The sequence below is a fragment of the Phycisphaeraceae bacterium genome (assembly GCA_019454185.1).
In the GTDB taxonomy this organism is placed as follows: Bacteria; Planctomycetota; Phycisphaerae; order Phycisphaerales; family UBA1924; genus JAHBWV01.
In genome coordinates this window covers 508,341-525,868 of the sequence record CP075368.1, presented here as the reverse complement: position 1 = coordinate 525,868, position 17,528 = coordinate 508,341, and the positions used below count along the sequence as shown (strand labels likewise).

The 17,528-nt window shown below is 61.5% G+C and carries 13 protein-coding genes; 5 read left to right on the top strand and 8 right to left on the bottom strand.

What is annotated here, in order from left to right:
• Positions 1 to 30: 30 nt before the first annotated feature.
• The 7 genes from KF838_02140 to rho form a co-directional block, all read right to left on the bottom strand.
• Positions 31 to 915 (bottom strand): ABC transporter ATP-binding protein, encoded by an 885-nt coding sequence (locus KF838_02140; protein QYK49805.1) that lies wholly within the window; start codon positions 913 to 915, stop codon positions 31 to 33.
• A gap of 39 nt (positions 916 to 954) precedes the next feature.
• Positions 955 to 1,767, bottom strand: a complete 813-nt coding sequence (locus tag KF838_02135; GenBank protein ID QYK48662.1) for a DUF4190 domain-containing protein — start codon at positions 1,765 to 1,767, stop codon at positions 955 to 957.
• A 56-nt stretch (positions 1,768 to 1,823) separates the two neighbouring features.
• Positions 1,824 to 3,029, bottom strand: a complete 1,206-nt coding sequence (locus KF838_02130; protein ID QYK48661.1) for an aminotransferase class V-fold PLP-dependent enzyme — start codon at positions 3,027 to 3,029, stop codon at positions 1,824 to 1,826.
• 77 nt (positions 3,030 to 3,106) lie between these two features.
• Positions 3,107 to 3,289 carry a hypothetical protein gene (locus KF838_02125; protein ID QYK48660.1) on the bottom strand — a complete coding sequence of 61 codons (183 nt, stop codon included), beginning with the start codon at positions 3,287 to 3,289 and terminating at the stop codon, positions 3,107 to 3,109.
• A gap of 34 nt (positions 3,290 to 3,323) precedes the next feature.
• Complete coding sequence (locus KF838_02120; protein QYK48659.1) at positions 3,324 to 5,339, bottom strand: ferrous iron transporter B; 2,016 nt, start codon at positions 5,337 to 5,339, stop codon at positions 3,324 to 3,326.
• Between the two features lie 3 nt (positions 5,340 to 5,342).
• Entirely contained in the window at positions 5,343 to 5,558 is a 216-nt protein-coding gene (locus tag KF838_02115) for a ferrous iron transport protein A (GenBank protein QYK48658.1), read from the bottom strand.
• A 430-nt stretch (positions 5,559 to 5,988) separates the two neighbouring features.
• Positions 5,989 to 7,179 carry a transcription termination factor Rho gene (gene rho, locus KF838_02110; GenBank protein ID QYK48657.1) on the bottom strand — a complete coding sequence of 397 codons (1,191 nt, stop codon included), beginning with the start codon at positions 7,177 to 7,179 and terminating at the stop codon, positions 5,989 to 5,991.
• A 199-nt stretch (positions 7,180 to 7,378) separates the two neighbouring features.
• Between rho and ptsP the strand changes: the two genes are divergently transcribed.
• The 5 genes from ptsP (at position 7,379) to KF838_02085 (ending at position 17,035) form a co-directional block, all read left to right on the top strand.
• The gene (gene ptsP / locus KF838_02105) at positions 7,379 to 9,256 is read left to right on the top strand and encodes a phosphoenolpyruvate--protein phosphotransferase (GenBank protein ID QYK48656.1); all 1,878 of its coding nucleotides are present in this window, start codon (positions 7,379 to 7,381) and stop codon (positions 9,254 to 9,256) included.
• Between the two features lie 387 nt (positions 9,257 to 9,643).
• Positions 9,644 to 12,136, top strand: coding sequence for an Rne/Rng family ribonuclease (locus tag KF838_02100; protein ID QYK48655.1), 2,493 nt, complete (start codon positions 9,644 to 9,646; stop codon positions 12,134 to 12,136).
• Between the two features lie 9 nt (positions 12,137 to 12,145).
• On the top strand, positions 12,146 to 13,456 hold the full coding sequence (gene dxr / locus KF838_02095) for a 1-deoxy-D-xylulose-5-phosphate reductoisomerase (GenBank protein ID QYK48654.1): 1,311 nt from the start codon (positions 12,146 to 12,148) through the stop codon (positions 13,454 to 13,456).
• A complete protein-coding gene (locus tag KF838_02090; GenBank protein QYK48653.1) occupies positions 13,453 to 15,249 on the top strand; it encodes a tetratricopeptide repeat protein in 1,797 nt (598 codons plus the stop codon). Before dxr ends, KF838_02090 begins: the two co-directional genes overlap by 4 nt.
• A 7-nt stretch (positions 15,250 to 15,256) precedes the next feature.
• Entirely contained in the window at positions 15,257 to 17,035 is a 1,779-nt protein-coding gene (locus KF838_02085; GenBank protein ID QYK48652.1) for a tetratricopeptide repeat protein, read from the top strand.
• 69 nt (positions 17,036 to 17,104) lie between these two features.
• On the opposite strand, the gene KF838_02080 is transcribed toward KF838_02085, so the two are convergent.
• Positions 17,105 to 17,494 (bottom strand): RNA-binding protein, encoded by a 390-nt coding sequence (locus KF838_02080; GenBank protein QYK49804.1) that lies wholly within the window; start codon positions 17,492 to 17,494, stop codon positions 17,105 to 17,107.
• Positions 17,495 to 17,528 lie beyond the last annotated feature (34 nt).

Here is a 17,528-nt window from a genome sequence, read left to right as displayed (position 1 = left end):
TGCCTCGAAGGTACGGGCCGGTGTCGGGACTTATTGAACACGCATTTTCGCGCTATCTGAACCAAAGAGCGCGGTCGCGAGCCCCTGGCCGGACTGTCTATTCGTGAACGGCCCCTCGGCCTCGCCGCGAAGAAACTGCCGGATCAGCCGCTCATCTACAGGAAGGGTATCGACGGACGCGGCAGGAGCATCACGAAGCTCTTCATACCAGCGGCGTGTCTCGACTTTCAGGATCCTGCCTTTGTCGAGCATCGCCATCCGATCCGCGATCGTAAACGCCGAGTCCATCTCGTGGGTGACGACGATCGACGTCACACCCAGATGCTTCGACATCGAGGCGATCAATTGGTCGATCTGGGCACTGGTCACGGGGTCGAGCCCTGCCGAGGGTTCGTCGTAGAAAAGAATCCTCGGATCGAGCGCAAGGGCCCTGGCCAGCCCCGCTCGTTTCTTCATCCCGCCGGAGAGCATCCCCGGCAGCTTCTCTGCATGCTCACGAAGCCCGACCAGCTCGAGCTTGATCTTCACCTGAATGTCGATGATCTCGGGATCGAGATCGGTATGTTCCTCCAAGGGCAGCGCGACGTTCTCGGCAACGGTCATCGAGTTGAAGAGGGCGCCGGACTGGAAGAGGATACCGAATTTCTTGCGTACCTCGTTCATTCCCACTTCGTCGAGTTCACACAGGTTCTGTCCGAACATCCATATCTCGCCCTCGTCGGGCACCAGCGAGCCGATCATCAGACGGAGCGTCGTGGACTTGCCCGAGCCGGAGCCGCCCATGATCACCATCGTCTCGCCCGGATAGATGTCCAGGTTGAAATTATGCAGCACGACCTGATCGCCGAAGCGTTTGGTCACGTTGCGGCACGAGATGATGGGCTCCGAGCTTGGCACGGGAGAGACTATACGGATTCCCACCTGAGTTCGCAGGCCACCGCGGCGATATAGCCGTCAGTTGTCTCCGGATTCAGGATCGCTGTCCTGCCCAGTATCGGAGCCGGACTCGGGTGCCGGATCGGGCAACGCGGGAGCCGGAGATGGAGCAGGGAGCGTTGTCCCGAAGGGGATCAGAACAATCTCAGCCCCGCCGGGTGTCAGGATGATGATGTTGTCGAACGGCATCGGCTTTGTCGAGGAGCCCTGCCCGGGCGGGCTCTGAACGATGAACGCCATGGCCCATCCGTTCTCGAACTGAACGGGGATCGGCACAGCATTCTGGTAGTTACCCGCAGGATTGACGTTCCCACCTTGGCCGATCGCCTGGAAGACGTCCATGTACGCGCCCATCAGCCCACCGATCGTGCCGGGAACGCCGCGAAACTCTCCAAGTTCCGAGGTCAATGCAGCACCGAACTGGTCAACTGCCTCTTGGGTCAGCCGCTGCTGACCTGGAGTCGCGAGCTTCGACCGAACGCCCTCAACATCGCTCTGCTGCGCGCTGGTGATCGCTGCTCCAACATCCGGCGCGACCTGCTTGGTCACAATCTGGAGTGCGAAACCAAGCGTGCCGACGCAGCCGCCCCACACGAGCGAAAACACAGCCCCGAGGACGATTCCGGTGACGGCGAGCCCGGTGCCGCTTACCCGCCCCCTCGACGCCTTGATCCCAAACAGCGCCATCACACCGAGAAACGCGGCGATGATGCCAAAGAACGGCACACACACAATGCCGAAAACGAGCGACATGACCGCCAGCACACTGGTGCGTTCGGGCACCACGGCTTCGGGAAGGTCATAGGGGTTCGAGAAAGGGTTCTGGCTCATGCCAAGAGACTATCTCTCGGAGAGCACGGAAGCGAGTTTCAACACGAAATAGGGGATCAGGCCCGGGCCGATGCCATCGACCGTTTCAGCACCGCAACGGACTCCCCGACGATGGATGCCGCTTCTGCCAAATCTCGCTCGGTTGTCTCGCGGCAGATAGAAAATCTCACCGTGCCATGCGCGACCAGAGGTGGCACCCCCATTGCAATGAGCACCGGCGACGCTTCGAGTGAGCCGGACGAACAGGCCGAGCCGGCCGAGGCGCAAACTCCGCGCTCTGAGAGTAATAGGAGGAGTGCTTCGGCTTCGAGAGCCGGGAAGCCGATCGACGCAGTGTTCCACATCCTGTGAGAAGGTTCCTGCGGCTTGTTCAGCACGGCATCAGGCACTCTATCAAGCACCATCCGCTCGAATCGGTCACGCAAAGAGGCCAGCGCGGCCCGGGTGGATGGATCAGCGAGAAATGACGCCGCTTCCTTCGCCGCGACGCCCGCCCCGAGAATCCCCGGCACGTTCTCGGTTCCACCTCGCCGCCCCAACTCCTGCGAGCCGAAGATGATCGGCCGGAGTCTTGTGCCCGGGCGCGTCCAGATCACCCCGATCCCTTTCGGCCCATGGAACTTGTGCGGCGAAAAGGTCAGCACATCGACATCGGTCCATGCAGCGGTTGCCAGCCGCTCGTCTCCCTGCTGCATCGGCGCAGTGCCGACGTTGGTTGGCATCTTGCCGACCCATTGCGTGGCATCACAGTGGAACACCGCTCCGACAGAGCGGGCCAGTCTGGAAAGCTCCTCTACCGGCTGGATCACGCCTGTCTCGTTGTTGCACCATTGCACACTCACGACCGCGGTTCTGTCGTTGAGCAGCGACGCGGCAGCATCAAGGTCCACCCTGCCGTCCGAGTCCAAGGGCAGCAGGACTCGCTCGGCCCGATCCCGCTCAACGAGGTCGTCCATCAGCTCGCGAACCGCGTTGTGCTCAACGGCCGTTGTCGCCACAACCCTGCGGCTTGTCTGACGCAGCGAACCAACGATGGCTGCAACAATCGACTCGGTGCCGCTGCCGGTGAACGTGATCTCTCGGGGCCTCGCCCCGATCAGCGCAGCAACAGACTTCCGGGCCAGATCAACAGCTTGGCGTGCGGCCTGGCCCGGGCGATGAATGCTCGATGGGTTGTGCCAGAGTTCGCCGAGCGCGCGGCTCATCTCCTCGATGACGGCAGGGCTCGGCGCGGTGGTCGCGTTATTGTCGAGGTAGATCACATCAGCAGTCTATCGGGCTCCGCAGGCCGGGAGAAGCCCGTTGCTCGACACCACGTGCCCGGGCGTCCGAGAACCCCTTAATGCTTGGTCTTGGTGGAGCGCTGCGAGACCAGCCGACCCTCGATCGTGAGCGTTGTCTGGCGTCGCCGGCCCGCAGAGCGCCGTCCGAACGGGATGAACCTGCGGAAGAGGAATGCCAAAGCAGCAATGGCGATGCCCGTCGCGATGTAGAACTGCCAGTCATGCGTAGGGAACTTCATGGCTACTGATCCGCGCGAACCCGACACACTCTGGTCACCTGACACCGACCATCAAGAGAGATTGGTACACGATCATTGCCGCCAAGTAGGCCACCGCGCACATCCACACGAGTTGCAAGCCCGCCCATTTGACCGAGCCGGACTCCTTCGCCGTCACTGCGAGCGTCGGCAGACACTGCATCGCCAGCACGTAGTAGACAAGGAGGGCCCAACTCACGGCGACCGTGAAGACCGGCGTCACTCCATCTTCACGAGTCGCTCGGGCGAGGCGATCGAGAATTCCGTCGGTCTCGGCATCTTCTTCGCCGGTGAGCATCACCGCCATCGTTGAGACGAACACCTCACGAGCCGCGAAACTGCTCAACACGCCGACAGACAACTGCCAATCGAAGCCGAGCGGGCGAAAGAGGGGCTCGATCCCTCTGCCAAGCCGCCCAGCAAACGACATACGGGTCGCGTGGATTGCCTCCAGCCGAGCGGCCTCTGCCAGGAGCATCTCAGATTCGTGAAGCGCGTCCGGCGAGTCATCGCCGGCAGTCGCAACCATGGCGGCAGAGCGATCGCGAAGGTCTGTCGCGACCGACGGGGGCTCGACGATGGGATACGTCGAGAGCCACCAGAGCACGATCGAGATGGCGAGGATCGTGCTCCCCGCCTTCTTCAGGAAGACCAGCCCACGATCCAGCGTCGTCAGCAACGCAGTCGAGAGAGACGGCACCTTGTAACTCGGCAGCTCAAGTGCCATCGGACGGCTCTTGCCACGAAGGATGGTGCGACGCACGAGCATTGCGCTGCCCAGAGCCGCGAGGATGCCCAACGCGTAACACCCGACAAACGCGATCGCTCCCATCGCTGGTCGATCCCGGAAGAGAATCGTCGTCAACAGCACATAAACCGGGATGCGAGCGGAGCACGTCATGAAGGGCGCGACGAGTATCGTCGCCAGACGATCTTTCCGGTCGGGCACCGCGCGTGCAGACATGATCCCGGGGAGCGCGCACGCGTGGCTCGAAAGCAGGGGCACAAAGGAGTGCCCGGAGAGACCAAATGGCCTTAGCACACGGTCCATCACAAACGCGGCTCGCGCGAGATAGCCGGTGTCCTCAAGCAGCGAAATCATGAAGAACAGCAGGCAGATCTGTGGCACAAAGATGACGGTGGCCCCCACCCCGCCGATAACGCCGCCAGCTAGGAGATCGGCAAGAATGCCGTCTGGAAGCACGCGCCGGACTCCGTCGGCGAGAGATGCGAACAGGCCGTCAACGAGATCCATCGGGTATGTGGCTAACTTGAAGATGACATAGAACATCAACGCCATCACGATCGCGAAAGTCGCCACACCTGCCACGGGATGAGTAAACGCCTTGTCCAATCGATCCGTGATGGTGCTCGCTTCGTCGCGTTCATCACCGAGAGCGACTTCCGCAAAGACCTCATCGGCCCACCGCTCGAGCCCCTGAGCATCGCCCGGGGGCGTTCTATTCGGGATCGCGGCCTGGGCCATCTCACTGAGCAGGCGTTCGAGCCCCTCCCCGGTGCGCGCGCTGCACACCACCACGGCGCATCCCAGAATATCGGCCAGCTTGCCCTCGTCCGCGTGCACCCCGCGGCGGCGCGCAAGATCGACCATGTTGATCGCAACAACGGTTGGCAGACGCCTGCGAAGCGCCTCACCGACGAGCACGAGCCCGCGTCCAAGATCGGTGGCGTCGATCACGACACAGATCACGTCGGGAGGTGCCAATCGCTCGCCCCGAAGCGCGATATCGCCTGAGATCATGCCGCGGCACAGCGAGGCCTCGGTCATTTCCAGCTCAATGGAGTACACACCCGGCAGATCGATCAACTCCATCGCACCGTGATCATCGGCTCGGACCAATCCGACACGGGCCTCTTGAGTCGTACCGGGGAAGTTGCTCGTCTTCTGTCGAGCCCCGCAGAGGCGGTTGAAGAGCGTGGTCTTGCCGGTGTTGGGATTGCCCAAAAGGGCAACTCGCGACGACTCAGCGGTTCGCGGGCGCACTTCGTTCTGGCCGACCTCGGTGGACATGGATCAGAGCGGTCCCACGTGGATATGTTCCGCGATCGCATCCGCAAGCCCGATTCGGCTGCACGCCCCCCCGCTCCGCCTCACTTCGATGATCCAAGGACCACCCGTCTGGCAGACTCGGATCCTGGTGTTCGGTCTGAGCCCCATCGCCCGCAGCAGGGCGGCATCTTGCTCTTGAAGGAGCGTCCTCGTAATCACCCCGATCTGGCCCTGCTCCATGCTCGTCAGTGGTACTTCGCCGCGTAAGGGACGTCCCGGCCCATCGCACGCGCATGAGCCCGCCGTGCACGAGCAGGGTCCCACGGATGCGATGGATGAATCCTGAACTTTCGGAGCTTGTTCGCTCACTCGCGTTCTCCGGCTGGCACGCCGCGGCGTGGAACGCCAAGCGTAAGTCAGCTGAGAATCAATCTCAATCAATCGCATAAATCAGGCGAGCTCATCCGTAGGTACGCTCCGTGGCTCCGTGTCTGCGGAATCGAGACTCTGCTCGTTTGGATGTAGATCAAGGTCACCACAGCTCTTTCGACAGAGTCCAGACAACCACGTCCGGGGCCAGTACCGGTCTGATCCGGGATTGGAAAGAGATTCGCTTCCTCGATGCGCAACGCCGCGAATTGTCCATCGCTCACGAGATCGGCACCGCGTGTCAATCAGTGGTTGTCCCGGTTCCGCCTCCCGCACCGCTCGCGAGCGACTCGTTTGTCGGGAAGCGCTTGAGTGCGTTCAGAAGCTGCTCGACCTGAACATGGGGTGGCATCGAGAGCATGCGACGACGCAAAGCAGTCATCGTCTTGAGCTCGTTCTCAGGTGTGAGAAGCTGCTCCTTTCTCGTCCCGCTTGCAGCCAGATTGATCGCCGGAAAGAGGCGTCTCTCGGCGATCTTTCGATCGAGAATGAGCTCCATGTTCCCGGTGCCCTTGAACTCCTCGAAGATCACCTGATCACCCTGGGAACCGGTGTCGATCAGACATGAGGCGAGGATCGTCAATGACCCTGCCTCCTCGGTGTTCCGAGCGGAACCGAAGATTTGCTTAGGAAGTTCGAGTGCCTTTGAGTCGATGCCGCCCGACATTGTTCTGCCACTGGATGCGTACCTGCTCGACCTGTTGAATGACCTGGCCAGCCGGGTCAGCGAGTCCATGACGACGACGACGTGTCTGCCGACTTCCACCATCCTGCGGCAACGCTCCATGCAAAACAGACTGATGCTGATGTGCCTGGAGATATCGTGGTCGTTGCTCGATGCGAGCACCGAAGCTCGCATGGGATCTACGCCGGAGATCGAGGCAAAGGTGCGTCGAAAGTCGGTGACTTCTTCGGGTCGCTCATCCACCAAGAGAACGATGAGATCCACATCCGGGTGATTCCTGAGCACCGCTATGGAGATGTCCTTCAACAGTGTTGTCTTGCCCGCTTTAGGAGGCGAGACAATCAGCCCCCGCTGCCCCCTGCCGATAGGGCAGAAGAGATCGATCAGGCGGCACGAAGCCGGACACCCCGGATACTCGAGTGTCAATCGCGGCTGCGGATCGATCGATGTGAGTTCCTCAAAAGGTTTTGACGATACGAGTGAGTCGGGCGCTCCACCCTCGACCGAGACGACACTCTGCACCATCGCGCGTACCGGGCGAGGGCCAGGCCTGCCCCGGCGACGCTTCGAGCGTGTCAACTCAACATCTGCGGTCACGCGAAGCCCCGGGCGCAGCTTGAGCCGCTCGATGATCGAAAGTGGGACTATCGGGTCTCCCGGTGTCTCGACCGGTCCGAAGTCAGACTGCTGGCGCAACCTGCCATCGCCACTCTTTGGCACATCGAGGATACCGGTCACAGTTTCCATGCGTGGAACGATCCGCTGGACCTGCGTGGCCCAGACCGAGGTGATCGAACATGGGAGGCGGGCGGCATTGCCTGCCCGAGGGAAAACGTCCGAACAGACGCACTCCCAACAAGCGTAAGGAGTATCCGCAACCCGGTAGGGTGTTGTCAAGTCTGCGATGGCCCTCTGAACCCAGTATCATGCCCCTGAGCAGGTAACCATGGACCCGAAGACCCTCAGCTACCATTCAGATTCGCAGGTCGAGGGCAAACCTGCCCTGCGGGCCGGCCCGGAGCACACACCACGGATGGAAGTTCTCAAGGGCATCGCGGTATCGCAGGGCATCGTCATCGGACGCATCTTCGTCCTCGATGCTGACGCCAGACACATCGGACGGCATCACATCCAGCGAGATGCCGTTGACACAGAACTCTCTCGGCTCGATCTCGCGCTGCGAAAGTCTCGGGAGGAGCTCGCCTCGGTCTTCAAAGACGCCGAGACGGTCATGGGTGAGGACGCGGCCAAGGTCTTCCTCTTCCACCAAGGAATGCTTGGGGATAAATCGCTTATCGGACCTATCCGCGCGATGATCTCGTCAGAGTGTGTCTCTGCGGAGCACGCCGTCAGCCACGTTCTCGGTGAGTGGTCTGAACGGTTCGCGCGGATGCCCGACACGGCTTTCAGATCAAAGGTCAACGATCTTGAGGACCTTCAGGAACGCATACTGACCCATCTCACCGGCGAGCGGCGGTGTCAATTGGCTCAGGTGCCGCCGGGGACGGTTGTCATCGCTCGCGATCTCACGCCGACACAGGCCATTTCATTCGATCGTTCGCGCGTGCTCGCTTTCGCGACCGACCTCGGCGGCAAGACCAGCCACACGGCGATCGTCGCGCGAGCCCTGGGCATACCTGCTGTTGTCGGGTGCCAAACACTGACACGACTCGCCATGGATGCTTCATCGATCATCATCGACGGCGACCGAGGCGTCGTGATCCTGGAGCCAAACGAAGAGACGCTCGACGATTACAAGGCAGCCATCAAGAAGCGTCAGCGCGCACGCGTCACTGTCGGTGAGGACGCCCGACTCCCCGCCTACACGCTCGACAAAGCGCCGGTCCAAGTCCTCGGGAACATCGAGTTTCCGCAGGAAATACCCTCACTTCTTGATGAGGGCGGCGAGGGTGTGGGCCTCTATCGAACCGAATTTCTCTATCTCGCCAGTGCGACCGAGCCAACCGAGGAGGACCACTTCGCGGCGTACGAACGCTGCGTGAAACTGCTGAACGGAAAGCCGCTTGTCATCAGAACAGTGGACCTCGGAGCTGACAAGTACACACAGGAACGCACAGAAGTTCCTGAGCGAAACCCGTTTCTCGGCTTGCGCTCCATCCGCTACTGCCTGCGCTCGATCCCGATGTTCAAGACGCAGCTCCGAGCGATCCTACGAGCATCAGCCCTCGGACCGATCAAGGTCATGTTCCCCCTCATCACAACGACAAACGAGCTGCGACATGCCAAGCTCATCGTTCATGATGTCATGGAGGATCTTGAGGAAGAGGGCATTCCCTTTGACCGCAACCTGAAGCTGGGCATGATGGTCGAGGTCCCCGCCGCAGCCCTGATGGCCGACACCTTCGCCCGTGAGGTTGATTTCTTCTCAATCGGAACGAATGACCTCATCCAGTACACGCTTGCTGTCGATCGGACCAATGAGCGGGTCGCGGGGATGTACAACCCCCTCAATCCGGCAGTGCTCCGGCTCATCCGGGACACTATCCGTGCCGCACGCCGTCACGAGATCGACGTCTCGCTCTGTGGAGAGGCGGGAGGGGACCCCGAGATCGCCCTTTTGCTCATCGGCATGGGATTGCGTACCCTCTCGGTCTCAGCACCCGCGATCGCCCCTTTGAAGAGACTGATCCGCGGCGTGTCAATGACCCAATGCGAACGCCTGGCCAGAAAGGCCTTCTCGTTCGATTCCGATGTCCAAGTCGCGGCTTATCTCCGCGACAGGGCTCGAAAGATTGTCCCAGAGGCCTTCGACGGGCGTTCCGTCGATGACGCGGATCCAGGTTCGGGTAGAGACCCGGTCTGACCGTCGCCGAAGGAAAGAACACACGGTCTCGGCGCCAAGCGCGTCGGACCTGTCGAGCAGACACCCGTCGCTCGCGACCGACTCTCATCGAGTTGGAACGCTCCGAGCGGCTGGTCAACCCGGTTGGTGCTGGCGCGATCGTGAGGCCTTCTCCTGTCGCACGCCACGCTCCTCCGGAACGCACTCGCACACTCGTGCGGCCGCGCTGCTTGATGGATCCTCCGCGAGATGGCGCCCGCCGCACAAGGTGCGAGCGAAGGCGCAATGTCCCGAACAAGTCAGATCGACGAGCAACTCCCTCCTGCGCGGCACGATGCCGCCGGGGACGCTCGCGTTGGTCCGTCATGAAGTGGACGGCGCGCCGCTCGCCAAAGGAATGGTGAACGGATGCCAGAATCGAGAATGCTGATCAACTACGTGCCGGGCGAAGAATGCCGCGTCGCGATCGTTGAGGACGGCAAGCTGGAAGAGTTTTATGCGGAGCGGATGAGCGCGGTCAGCCGCGTCGGGAATATCTACGTCGGTCGTGTGACCAACGTCGAACCGGCGATCCAGGCCGCGTTCGTGGACTTCGGCGTTGGGGAGAACGGCTTCCTGCATGTCTCGGATCTTCATCCGAGGTACTTCCCGGGCGAGGATGGCGACACGACCGAGCGTGTCGGAAAGAAGACCCCGCGGCGCGAACGCCCACCCATCCAGGCAGCCCTGAAGAAGGGCATGGAGATCGCGGTCCAGGTGATCAAAGAGGGTGTCGGCACGAAGGGTCCGACCCTGACCTCGTATCTCTCAATCCCGGGCCGATTCCTCGTGATGATGCCGCAGATGGACAAGGTGGGAGTCTCCCGGAAAGTCGAGGACGAGGAGAAACGCGTGAAGATGCGCGAGATCCTCGATCAACTCGAGCTGCCGGAGGGCTTCGGCTTCATCGTTCGCACGGCGGGCATGGAGCGAACAAAGGCGGAACTGAAGCGAGATCTCGCGTACCTGGCTCGCCTCTGGAAAGACATGGAACGCCGACGCGGCTCGGGCAATCGCCCGCGCTTGCTCTACTCTGAGAGCGATCTTCTCGTCCGATGCCTTCGCGATCTGCACTCCACCGAGATGTCAGAGGTGATCATCGACAACGAACTCGCGCTCAAGCGTGCCAGCCAGTTCCTCAAGATCGTCGCGCCGCGCGGCGGCGCAAAGCTCAAGCGATACGCGGGACAGACCCCCATCTATCACGCCTTCGGGATCGAGCAGCAGATCGCAATGATGCACTCACGCGAGGTGCCACTGCCTTCGGGCGGTCGCCTTGTCATCGATGAGACAGAGGCCCTCGTCGCGATCGACGTGAACTCCGGCCGGATGCGTGACGCACGCGACGCAGAGACCAATGCCTACCGGGCGAATCTCGAGGCAATCGAGGAGATATGCCGGCAGATTCGTCTGCGGGACGTCGGCGGCCTCATCATCAACGATCTGATCGACATGCGCGATCTGAAAAGACGACGCGATATCGAGCAGCGATTCAAGGATCGACTCAAGCGTGATCGCGCTCGAACCACGGTGCTCCAGATCAGCGCGTTCGGCATTCTGGAGATGACCAGGCAGCGGAACCGAGCGAGCCATGAGAGCCAGCATTTCGCAGATTGCCCGACGTGCCACGGAAGAGGGCTGATCCAGCGTCCGGGCTCGGTCGCTGCAGATGCTCTTCGAGAGTTGGCGGCAATGCTCGATCACGAGAGCATCGCGAAGATCGAGATGGTCGTGAGTCCCCGCGTCGCAGGAGAACTCCTCTCTGCTCGGAGGCGGGCACTCTCACGGGTTGAACGCACAAGCGGGAAGCTTGTCGAAGTGCGTGTAAGCGAGGCCGTTCCGCTCGATCGCGTCACCTTCTACGCATACGACGTGAATGGAGCCGACGTCGAGGTCGCCAAGCTCCAGCACGCGAAGAAGAACCCAGACATCCAGGACTGGCTCGACGAGTCTCCCTTGGTCGGCGAAGTCGACATCTGGGACGAAGAGGATGAATCGCCCAACGAGCCATCAGAGCCCGACTACGAGCCCACTGCGTTGGAACTCGAAGGCCCCGGTTCCGCCCTGGCTCAATCCGATGAAGCAGAAAGTGAACCCGCAGGCGACCAAGGAGAAGCCGGGAAGCGCGGCAAGAGACGGCGAAGGAGAGGCGGGCGCGGTCGAGGACGCCAATCGGACGAATCCGCAAGACCGCAGCAGGCGGCTCAACCCTCGCACGATTCTTCTCGAAGCGATCCCCCGGTCGCTTCTGAACAAGCCGACAGTCCCGAACACGCGCCTTCAGAGGATGGCGAAGAGCCGCATGCCCGTACGAATGAACTGGGAGAAGATCGGCAGCCCGGGACGGAAGGAGCCACTCGGAAGCGTCGTCGCAGACGCCGGCGTGGTGGACGGGGTCGGAACACGGACGGCTCGCAGCACGGACCAGAGACGCAATCTGACCACCCAATAGCTGGAACCGATGAGAACGCGGAGAGTCGGTCGGAAACACCGCGCCATTCGCGTTCCGACGATGCCCAATCCCGCAGTCCTGATGAGGCATCCCACTCTGCTGAATCGCCCTCTGGCGAGAATGGCTCACCCACGCAGGCGGGTGGCGGTGGACAGCGGAGGCGCAAACGCCGCCGCGGCGGTCGCGGTCGAGGTCGCGAGAACGGCGAGCGCGACGGCGTAACAGCTGGTCCTCAGGGTGCGTCGCCAGAGCCCTCGCGCGTCTCGCAATCTGCCCCGAGGCCGAGCAGCAACACCGACCAACCCAAGCCACCAGCTCCGGCCGCGAAAAAAGAAGGTCTGCCGCGCACGCTCTATGCAACGCGTCGCAAGCTTTCACCGAGCGAGAAGCGAGCGATGGGTCCTGAGTGAGCGCAGCCGATGTCTCAACCATCACCCCGCCACTTGACGACATCCAGCCAGAAGGGCGATCGCCGCGTTCTGATTCTCGGTTCCACTGGCTCGATCGGCACTCAGACGCTCGAAGTCATCGAGCATCTGAACCGACTGCATGACGATGGTGTGGACATCCCGAGGTATCGTGTCGTCGGGCTTGCCTCAGGCAGCAATGCGAAGCTGCTGGGGGAACAGGCCGTGCGATTCGGTGTACGAGACGTCGCGCTGGCAGATCCGCGGCGGGTTGAGGACGTGCCGTCTCTGACGTCGGGCTTTCGCGCACGTGTTGGCAACCATGCCGCAGAGTCGCTTGTGGATGAGGTTGAATGCGATCTCGTGGTGGCTGCTGTTGTCGGCGTGGCCGGCCTTCCGGCAACACTCAAGGCCGTGCGTTTGGGACGGGATATCGCTCTTGCCAACAAGGAGACGCTTGTTGCGGCCGGTGGGATCGTGATACCAGAAGCCGCGAGAAGCGGCTCTCGTCTGCTTCCTGTCGATAGCGAGCACGCAGCGCTCTGGCTCTGCCTGTCTCCCTTTCTTAGAACAGGGGCATGCCCTCCCACCGCTTTGCCCGAGACAGTGACCAAGGTGCTCCTCACCGCATCCGGTGGCCCCTTCCGCGCCATGCCGTTGTCCGACATGCAGAACGCGACACCGGAAATGGCGCTAAGGCACCCAACGTGGAGCATGGGTACAAAGGTCACGATCGATTGTGCCTCGCTCATGAACAAAGCACTCGAACTGATCGAGGCCCATTGGCTTTTCGGTATCCCCTCGAGCAGACTCGGGGCGATCATCCACCCCCAGTCGATCGTTCATGCCATCGCGGAGTTGCAAGACGGTTCGGTTGTCGCGCAGCTCGCTGCGCCGGACATGCGCCTGCCGATCCAGCAGGCGATCTCGTTTCCGCACCGCGTGGAGGCAGCAGCGAAGCGTCTGGACCTGGCAACAATGCGCCCGCTTGAGTTCGAGCAGCCGGACCACGAGAGGTTTCCCGCACTCGCTCTGGCTTTCGAGGCGATCGATCGGGGCGGCTCCACCGGCGCAGTCATGAACGCTGCCAATGAGGTCGCTGTCGCGGCATTTCTTGAGCGAAGAATCCGATTCGGAGATATCCCACAACTCGTTGCCGATGCCATGCACAACATCCCGGTCAGGCAGTTGCACGAGTTGGCCGATGTGCTGGATGCAGATCATGAGGCACGTCGGTATGTCCAGAAGAGAATCGAAGCAGGACGAAGAGGCGTACTACCGTCACACACTGGCCTTTCGCGTCCGACCATGGGAACAGAATGACTGACTCGCGCGCCATCCTCGGACAGGCAGGGGCACTCTTTGCGTCGGGCAGGCCGACAGAAGCGATCTCTCTGCTCGAGCGTGCCTCGAAGCGTGGCCAGCAAGACCCATCGCTCGATCAGACTCTCGCATCGATGCTCGCAACAACCGGACAATTGGAACGCGCACTCTTTTTCGCTGAGCGAGCGACGGCCGGTGCTCCGCGTTCCGCAACGGCTTTGCAGTTGCTCGCGTCCATTCGAGCGGCAACCGGACGACTCCGCGACGCTGAGGGAGCGGCACGGAAAGCCCTCGCGATCGACGAGTCGAGTTTCGGCGCATTGAACACGCTTGGCATCGTCCTTTCGCAGACCGGGCGGCAGCATGAGGCGGCGGATGCCTTCGCGAAGGCGATTGCGTTGCACCCCTCGCGCCGCGAATGCGTCGCGAATTATGCCTTCTTACTCGTGCAACTGGGACGAGTTGACGAAGCCGTGCGGCTGCCATTCATCACCGATCCCTCAAGCTCTCAGGACTTTGCGCTCGCCTCCGCCAGGGCGTTCATCATGAACTACCCGTCGGGGCTCGACCCCACCGAGGTCCTGCAGAGCCATGTGCAGTTTGGTTCGGCCATGATGGCCGCTGCGGCGTCCGCCTCGCGCTCGCTTGGACCTCTCCCGCCGAAGATCCCACAAGATCATCGACCGCTCGTTCTCGGGTATATGTCTTCAGACTTCCGATCCCACTCTGTCTCATCATTCGTGGAGCATTTGATTGAACGGCACGATCGGTCGCGGTTCCGTGTCAATCTGTACCACACTCACCATCAGGTCGACGACCTGACACAGCGGTTTCGTTCGAAGTGCGATGAGTTTCACCATGTGCACGCGCTCGATGATGCGGCACTTGCGAGACGCATCCGTGAAAATCGCGTTGACATCCTGATCGATCTGAACGGATTGACCGCTCACCACCGAGCAGCGGTCCTTGCGATTCAAGCGGCACCTGTGCAGGTGACATACTGCGGATACTGCAACACGACCGGACTGCCGACGGTCAATGCCAGAATCGTCGATTCAATCACAGACCCGCCGGGGGCCGGCGCAGACGCTCTCTCTGTGGAACCCCTTGTGCGGCTTTCCCGTTGCTTCCTGTGCTACCGCCCGCCTCAAGAGTGTCCCCCTGCGACTACGGATGAATCACTGAACGATTCCAACCATGTCCGGTTCGCGTCATTCAACTCCCCCGCAAAGATCAGCGAACAGACCATCGACCTCTGGGCCGCCGTGCTGAATGCCGCGCCACAGTCTTCGCTCATGATCAAAGGTGTTGGATTGCAGGAGGCCGCAGCCCGTGACCTGCTTGTCAGGCGATTCGAGAAACGCGGAACCGATCCATCACGCCTTGAGCTCTACGGACCAAACGCCTCCAGCTTTGAGCATCTCGATCAGTATCGTCGCGTCCACATCGCACTCGACACCACGCCATATTCCGGTACAACAACAACCTGCGAAGCGTTATGGATGGGCGTACCCGTCGTTACGCTACGTGGCAGCGTGCATGCCTCCCGTGTCTCGGCGTCGATTCTCACCGCTATCGGCCGCGAAGACTGGATAGCAAAGGACGCAGCGGAGTACGTTCGCATCGCTCGGGATCTCGCGCAAGACCAGCAGAAACGAGCGACCCTTCGCCGTACGCTCCGCGAAACGGTCGAGAGATCTTCCCTTCGCGATGAGGCCGGACATGCCCGCATGATGGAGCAGGCCTACCAGACACTGTGGGATCTGGATCAGGAAACAGCGTCGAGAGGATAAACGGCCCGTGGCAAGGGAACCCATAACGCTTACAGATGTTCATGCGTTGCTCGCGTCCGGCAAGACCGACGAAGCTCGACGCGCCCTGCAAGCCATCCTCCAGCGTGAGCCAAAGGCACACGCTCCGAATCTTCTCGCGGCTCAGCTCGCGGCGCAGAGGGAAGACCACGCCCAAGCCGTCCATCATGCGCGCATCGCGCTCGATGCCTCGCCCGGTGATGCCCAGATTCTGAAGTCGCTTACTCATTCGCTGGTTTCTATGCAACGCTTCGATGAAGCGATCGAGGCGTACAGAGAGGCATTGCGGCGGGATCCCTTGAACTCCTCGGCAATGCTCGCGCTCTCAGGCATCTTCCTTCGCGCTGACCGGCTCTCTGACGCCGAGAAGATCATGGAAACCGCGGTCAGCTCGCGGAGTGATCTGCGTGAGTTATGGCACGAGTACGCGGTGCTCTTTCTCTGCACGGGGCGGGCGGCTGAGGCTTTGGCCATTCTCGAGAGGGCGGGGATCAGACACCCGCAAGCATCCGACATCGCGATCGCAGCGGCATCGATCTCGAATTACGTGCCCGGTTTGTCGCCAGACAGAATTCGCCAGCTCCACGATCGAGCGGCACGACTCTTTGCACCACCAGGACTTGCTCCAGTCGCTTCGTTTCTCAATACGCCAGATCAGGACCGGCCCCTGACGGTCGGGTTTGTTTCCGGTGACTTCCACAGCCATTCCATCTCGTACTTCTTGCTCCCTCTGCTCGAGCGGATCGATCGATCGCGAGTGAAACCCGAGCTCTTCTGGACGGGGAAGTCTCGCGATGCCACCACCGAGCGATTCATGTCCCTCGCACGGCTCCACACCTGTCGAGGGCGTCCTCCGAGCGACGTAGCCAGAGAGATTCGCTCACTGGGTGTCGACGTGCTAATCGACCTCTCTGGTTACACGATGGACCACGGGCTCCACCTATTCGCGCTGAAGCCCGCACCGGTTCAGTTGAGTGCCATCGGCTATCCGGCATCAACTCGCCTGAAAGCCATCGACGCCCGCATCGGCGATTCGATCACTGATACGCCCGAGGCCGATCGACATGATCGAGTGCTTCGACTCGATCCGTGCTTTCTTTGCTACCAGCCCCCCGCAGATCCGCTCCCAGATATCGATGATCCATCTCGTCCTCCCACATTCGGATCATTCAATTCGATCACCAAGATCAACCCGCTCCAACTGTCACGCTGGGCAGCACTCTTACGCTCTGTTCCCCACTCCCGACTGCTGCTCAAGGCGGATATGCGACTGACCGCGGTTGTGTCGGCGATCACGGGAGCATTCAAACGCGAGGGCATCGAGCCCGACCGCCTCCAGTTCATGCAGAACACCGCTACGCCGAGCGAGGCACGCGCGCTGTACGGCCATATCGACGTCGCACTTGACACATATCCATACAACGGAACGACCACCACATGCGAGTCGCTCTGGATGGGCGTTCCCGTGGTGACGCTTCGCGGTGAGACACATGTTCAGAGGGTTTCCGCTTCGATCTTGTCCGCAATCGGGCTGCAAGAACTGATTGCAGAGACCAACGACGAGTACAACCACATCGCAGCGCAACTCGTATCCGACCGGCCCAGGGTTCGAGCACTGCGCGACACGCTCCGTGAGCGAATGCTCTCCTCGCCGCTTTGCGATGCGACGGCATATGCAACTCGGTTTGAGTCCGCCATCCGGGCCGCATGGAGAGCTTGGTGCGAGAGCGTGACACATCGCGCAGAGAGCCAACCGCCCTCCTCATAATCACAGAGGGCCGACCCCATTATCGGAGCCGGCCCGTGTCATGCACGTGAGCGATCTGTCAATTCAAGATCACCAGCGGTCTCCTCCACGATCACCGCCACGGTCTCCGCCATATCCGCCTCCCCGGCGGCCGCCACCACCGCCTCCGCCATACCCACCACCCCCGCCACCGCGACGTCCGCCACCCCCACCGAATCCGCCGCCACCGCCGCCCTGCTCGCGAGGCCGGGCCTCGTTGACTTTCAATGCGCGGCCTCCCACGTCTTTGCCGTTCACTTCCTCGATCGCCTTCCGTGCCTCGTCGTCGTTCGCCATCTCGACGAAGCCGAACCCGCGGGAGCGACCGGTCTCGCGGTCCATCACGATCGATGCCCTCATCACCTGTCCGTACGGCTCGAAGAGACTCCTCAACTCTGACTCGGTCATCGAGAACGAAACATTGCCGACATAGATATTCACCACGACACAGTCCCTCGCCCGAGCATTCTGGATC

Coding starts and splice junctions, on each gene's coding strand:
- KF838_02135 (QYK48662.1), bottom strand. CDS start 1,767: ATGAGCCAGAACCCTTTCTCGAACCCCTATGACCTTCCCGAAGCCGTG.
- KF838_02125 (QYK48660.1), bottom strand. CDS start 3,289: ATGAAGTTCCCTACGCATGACTGGCAGTTCTACATCGCGACGGGCATC.
- KF838_02120 (QYK48659.1), bottom strand. CDS start 5,339: ATGTCCACCGAGGTCGGCCAGAACGAAGTGCGCCCGCGAACCGCTGAG.
- KF838_02115 (QYK48658.1), bottom strand. CDS start 5,558: ATGGAGCAGGGCCAGATCGGGGTGATTACGAGGACGCTCCTTCAAGAG.
- rho (QYK48657.1), bottom strand. CDS start 7,179: ATGGAAACTGTGACCGGTATCCTCGATGTGCCAAAGAGTGGCGATGGC.
- ptsP (QYK48656.1), top strand. CDS start 7,379: ATGGACCCGAAGACCCTCAGCTACCATTCAGATTCGCAGGTCGAGGGC.
- KF838_02100 (QYK48655.1), top strand. CDS start 9,644: ATGCCAGAATCGAGAATGCTGATCAACTACGTGCCGGGCGAAGAATGC.
- dxr (QYK48654.1), top strand. CDS start 12,146: ATGTCTCAACCATCACCCCGCCACTTGACGACATCCAGCCAGAAGGGC.
- KF838_02090 (QYK48653.1), top strand. CDS start 13,453: ATGACTGACTCGCGCGCCATCCTCGGACAGGCAGGGGCACTCTTTGCG.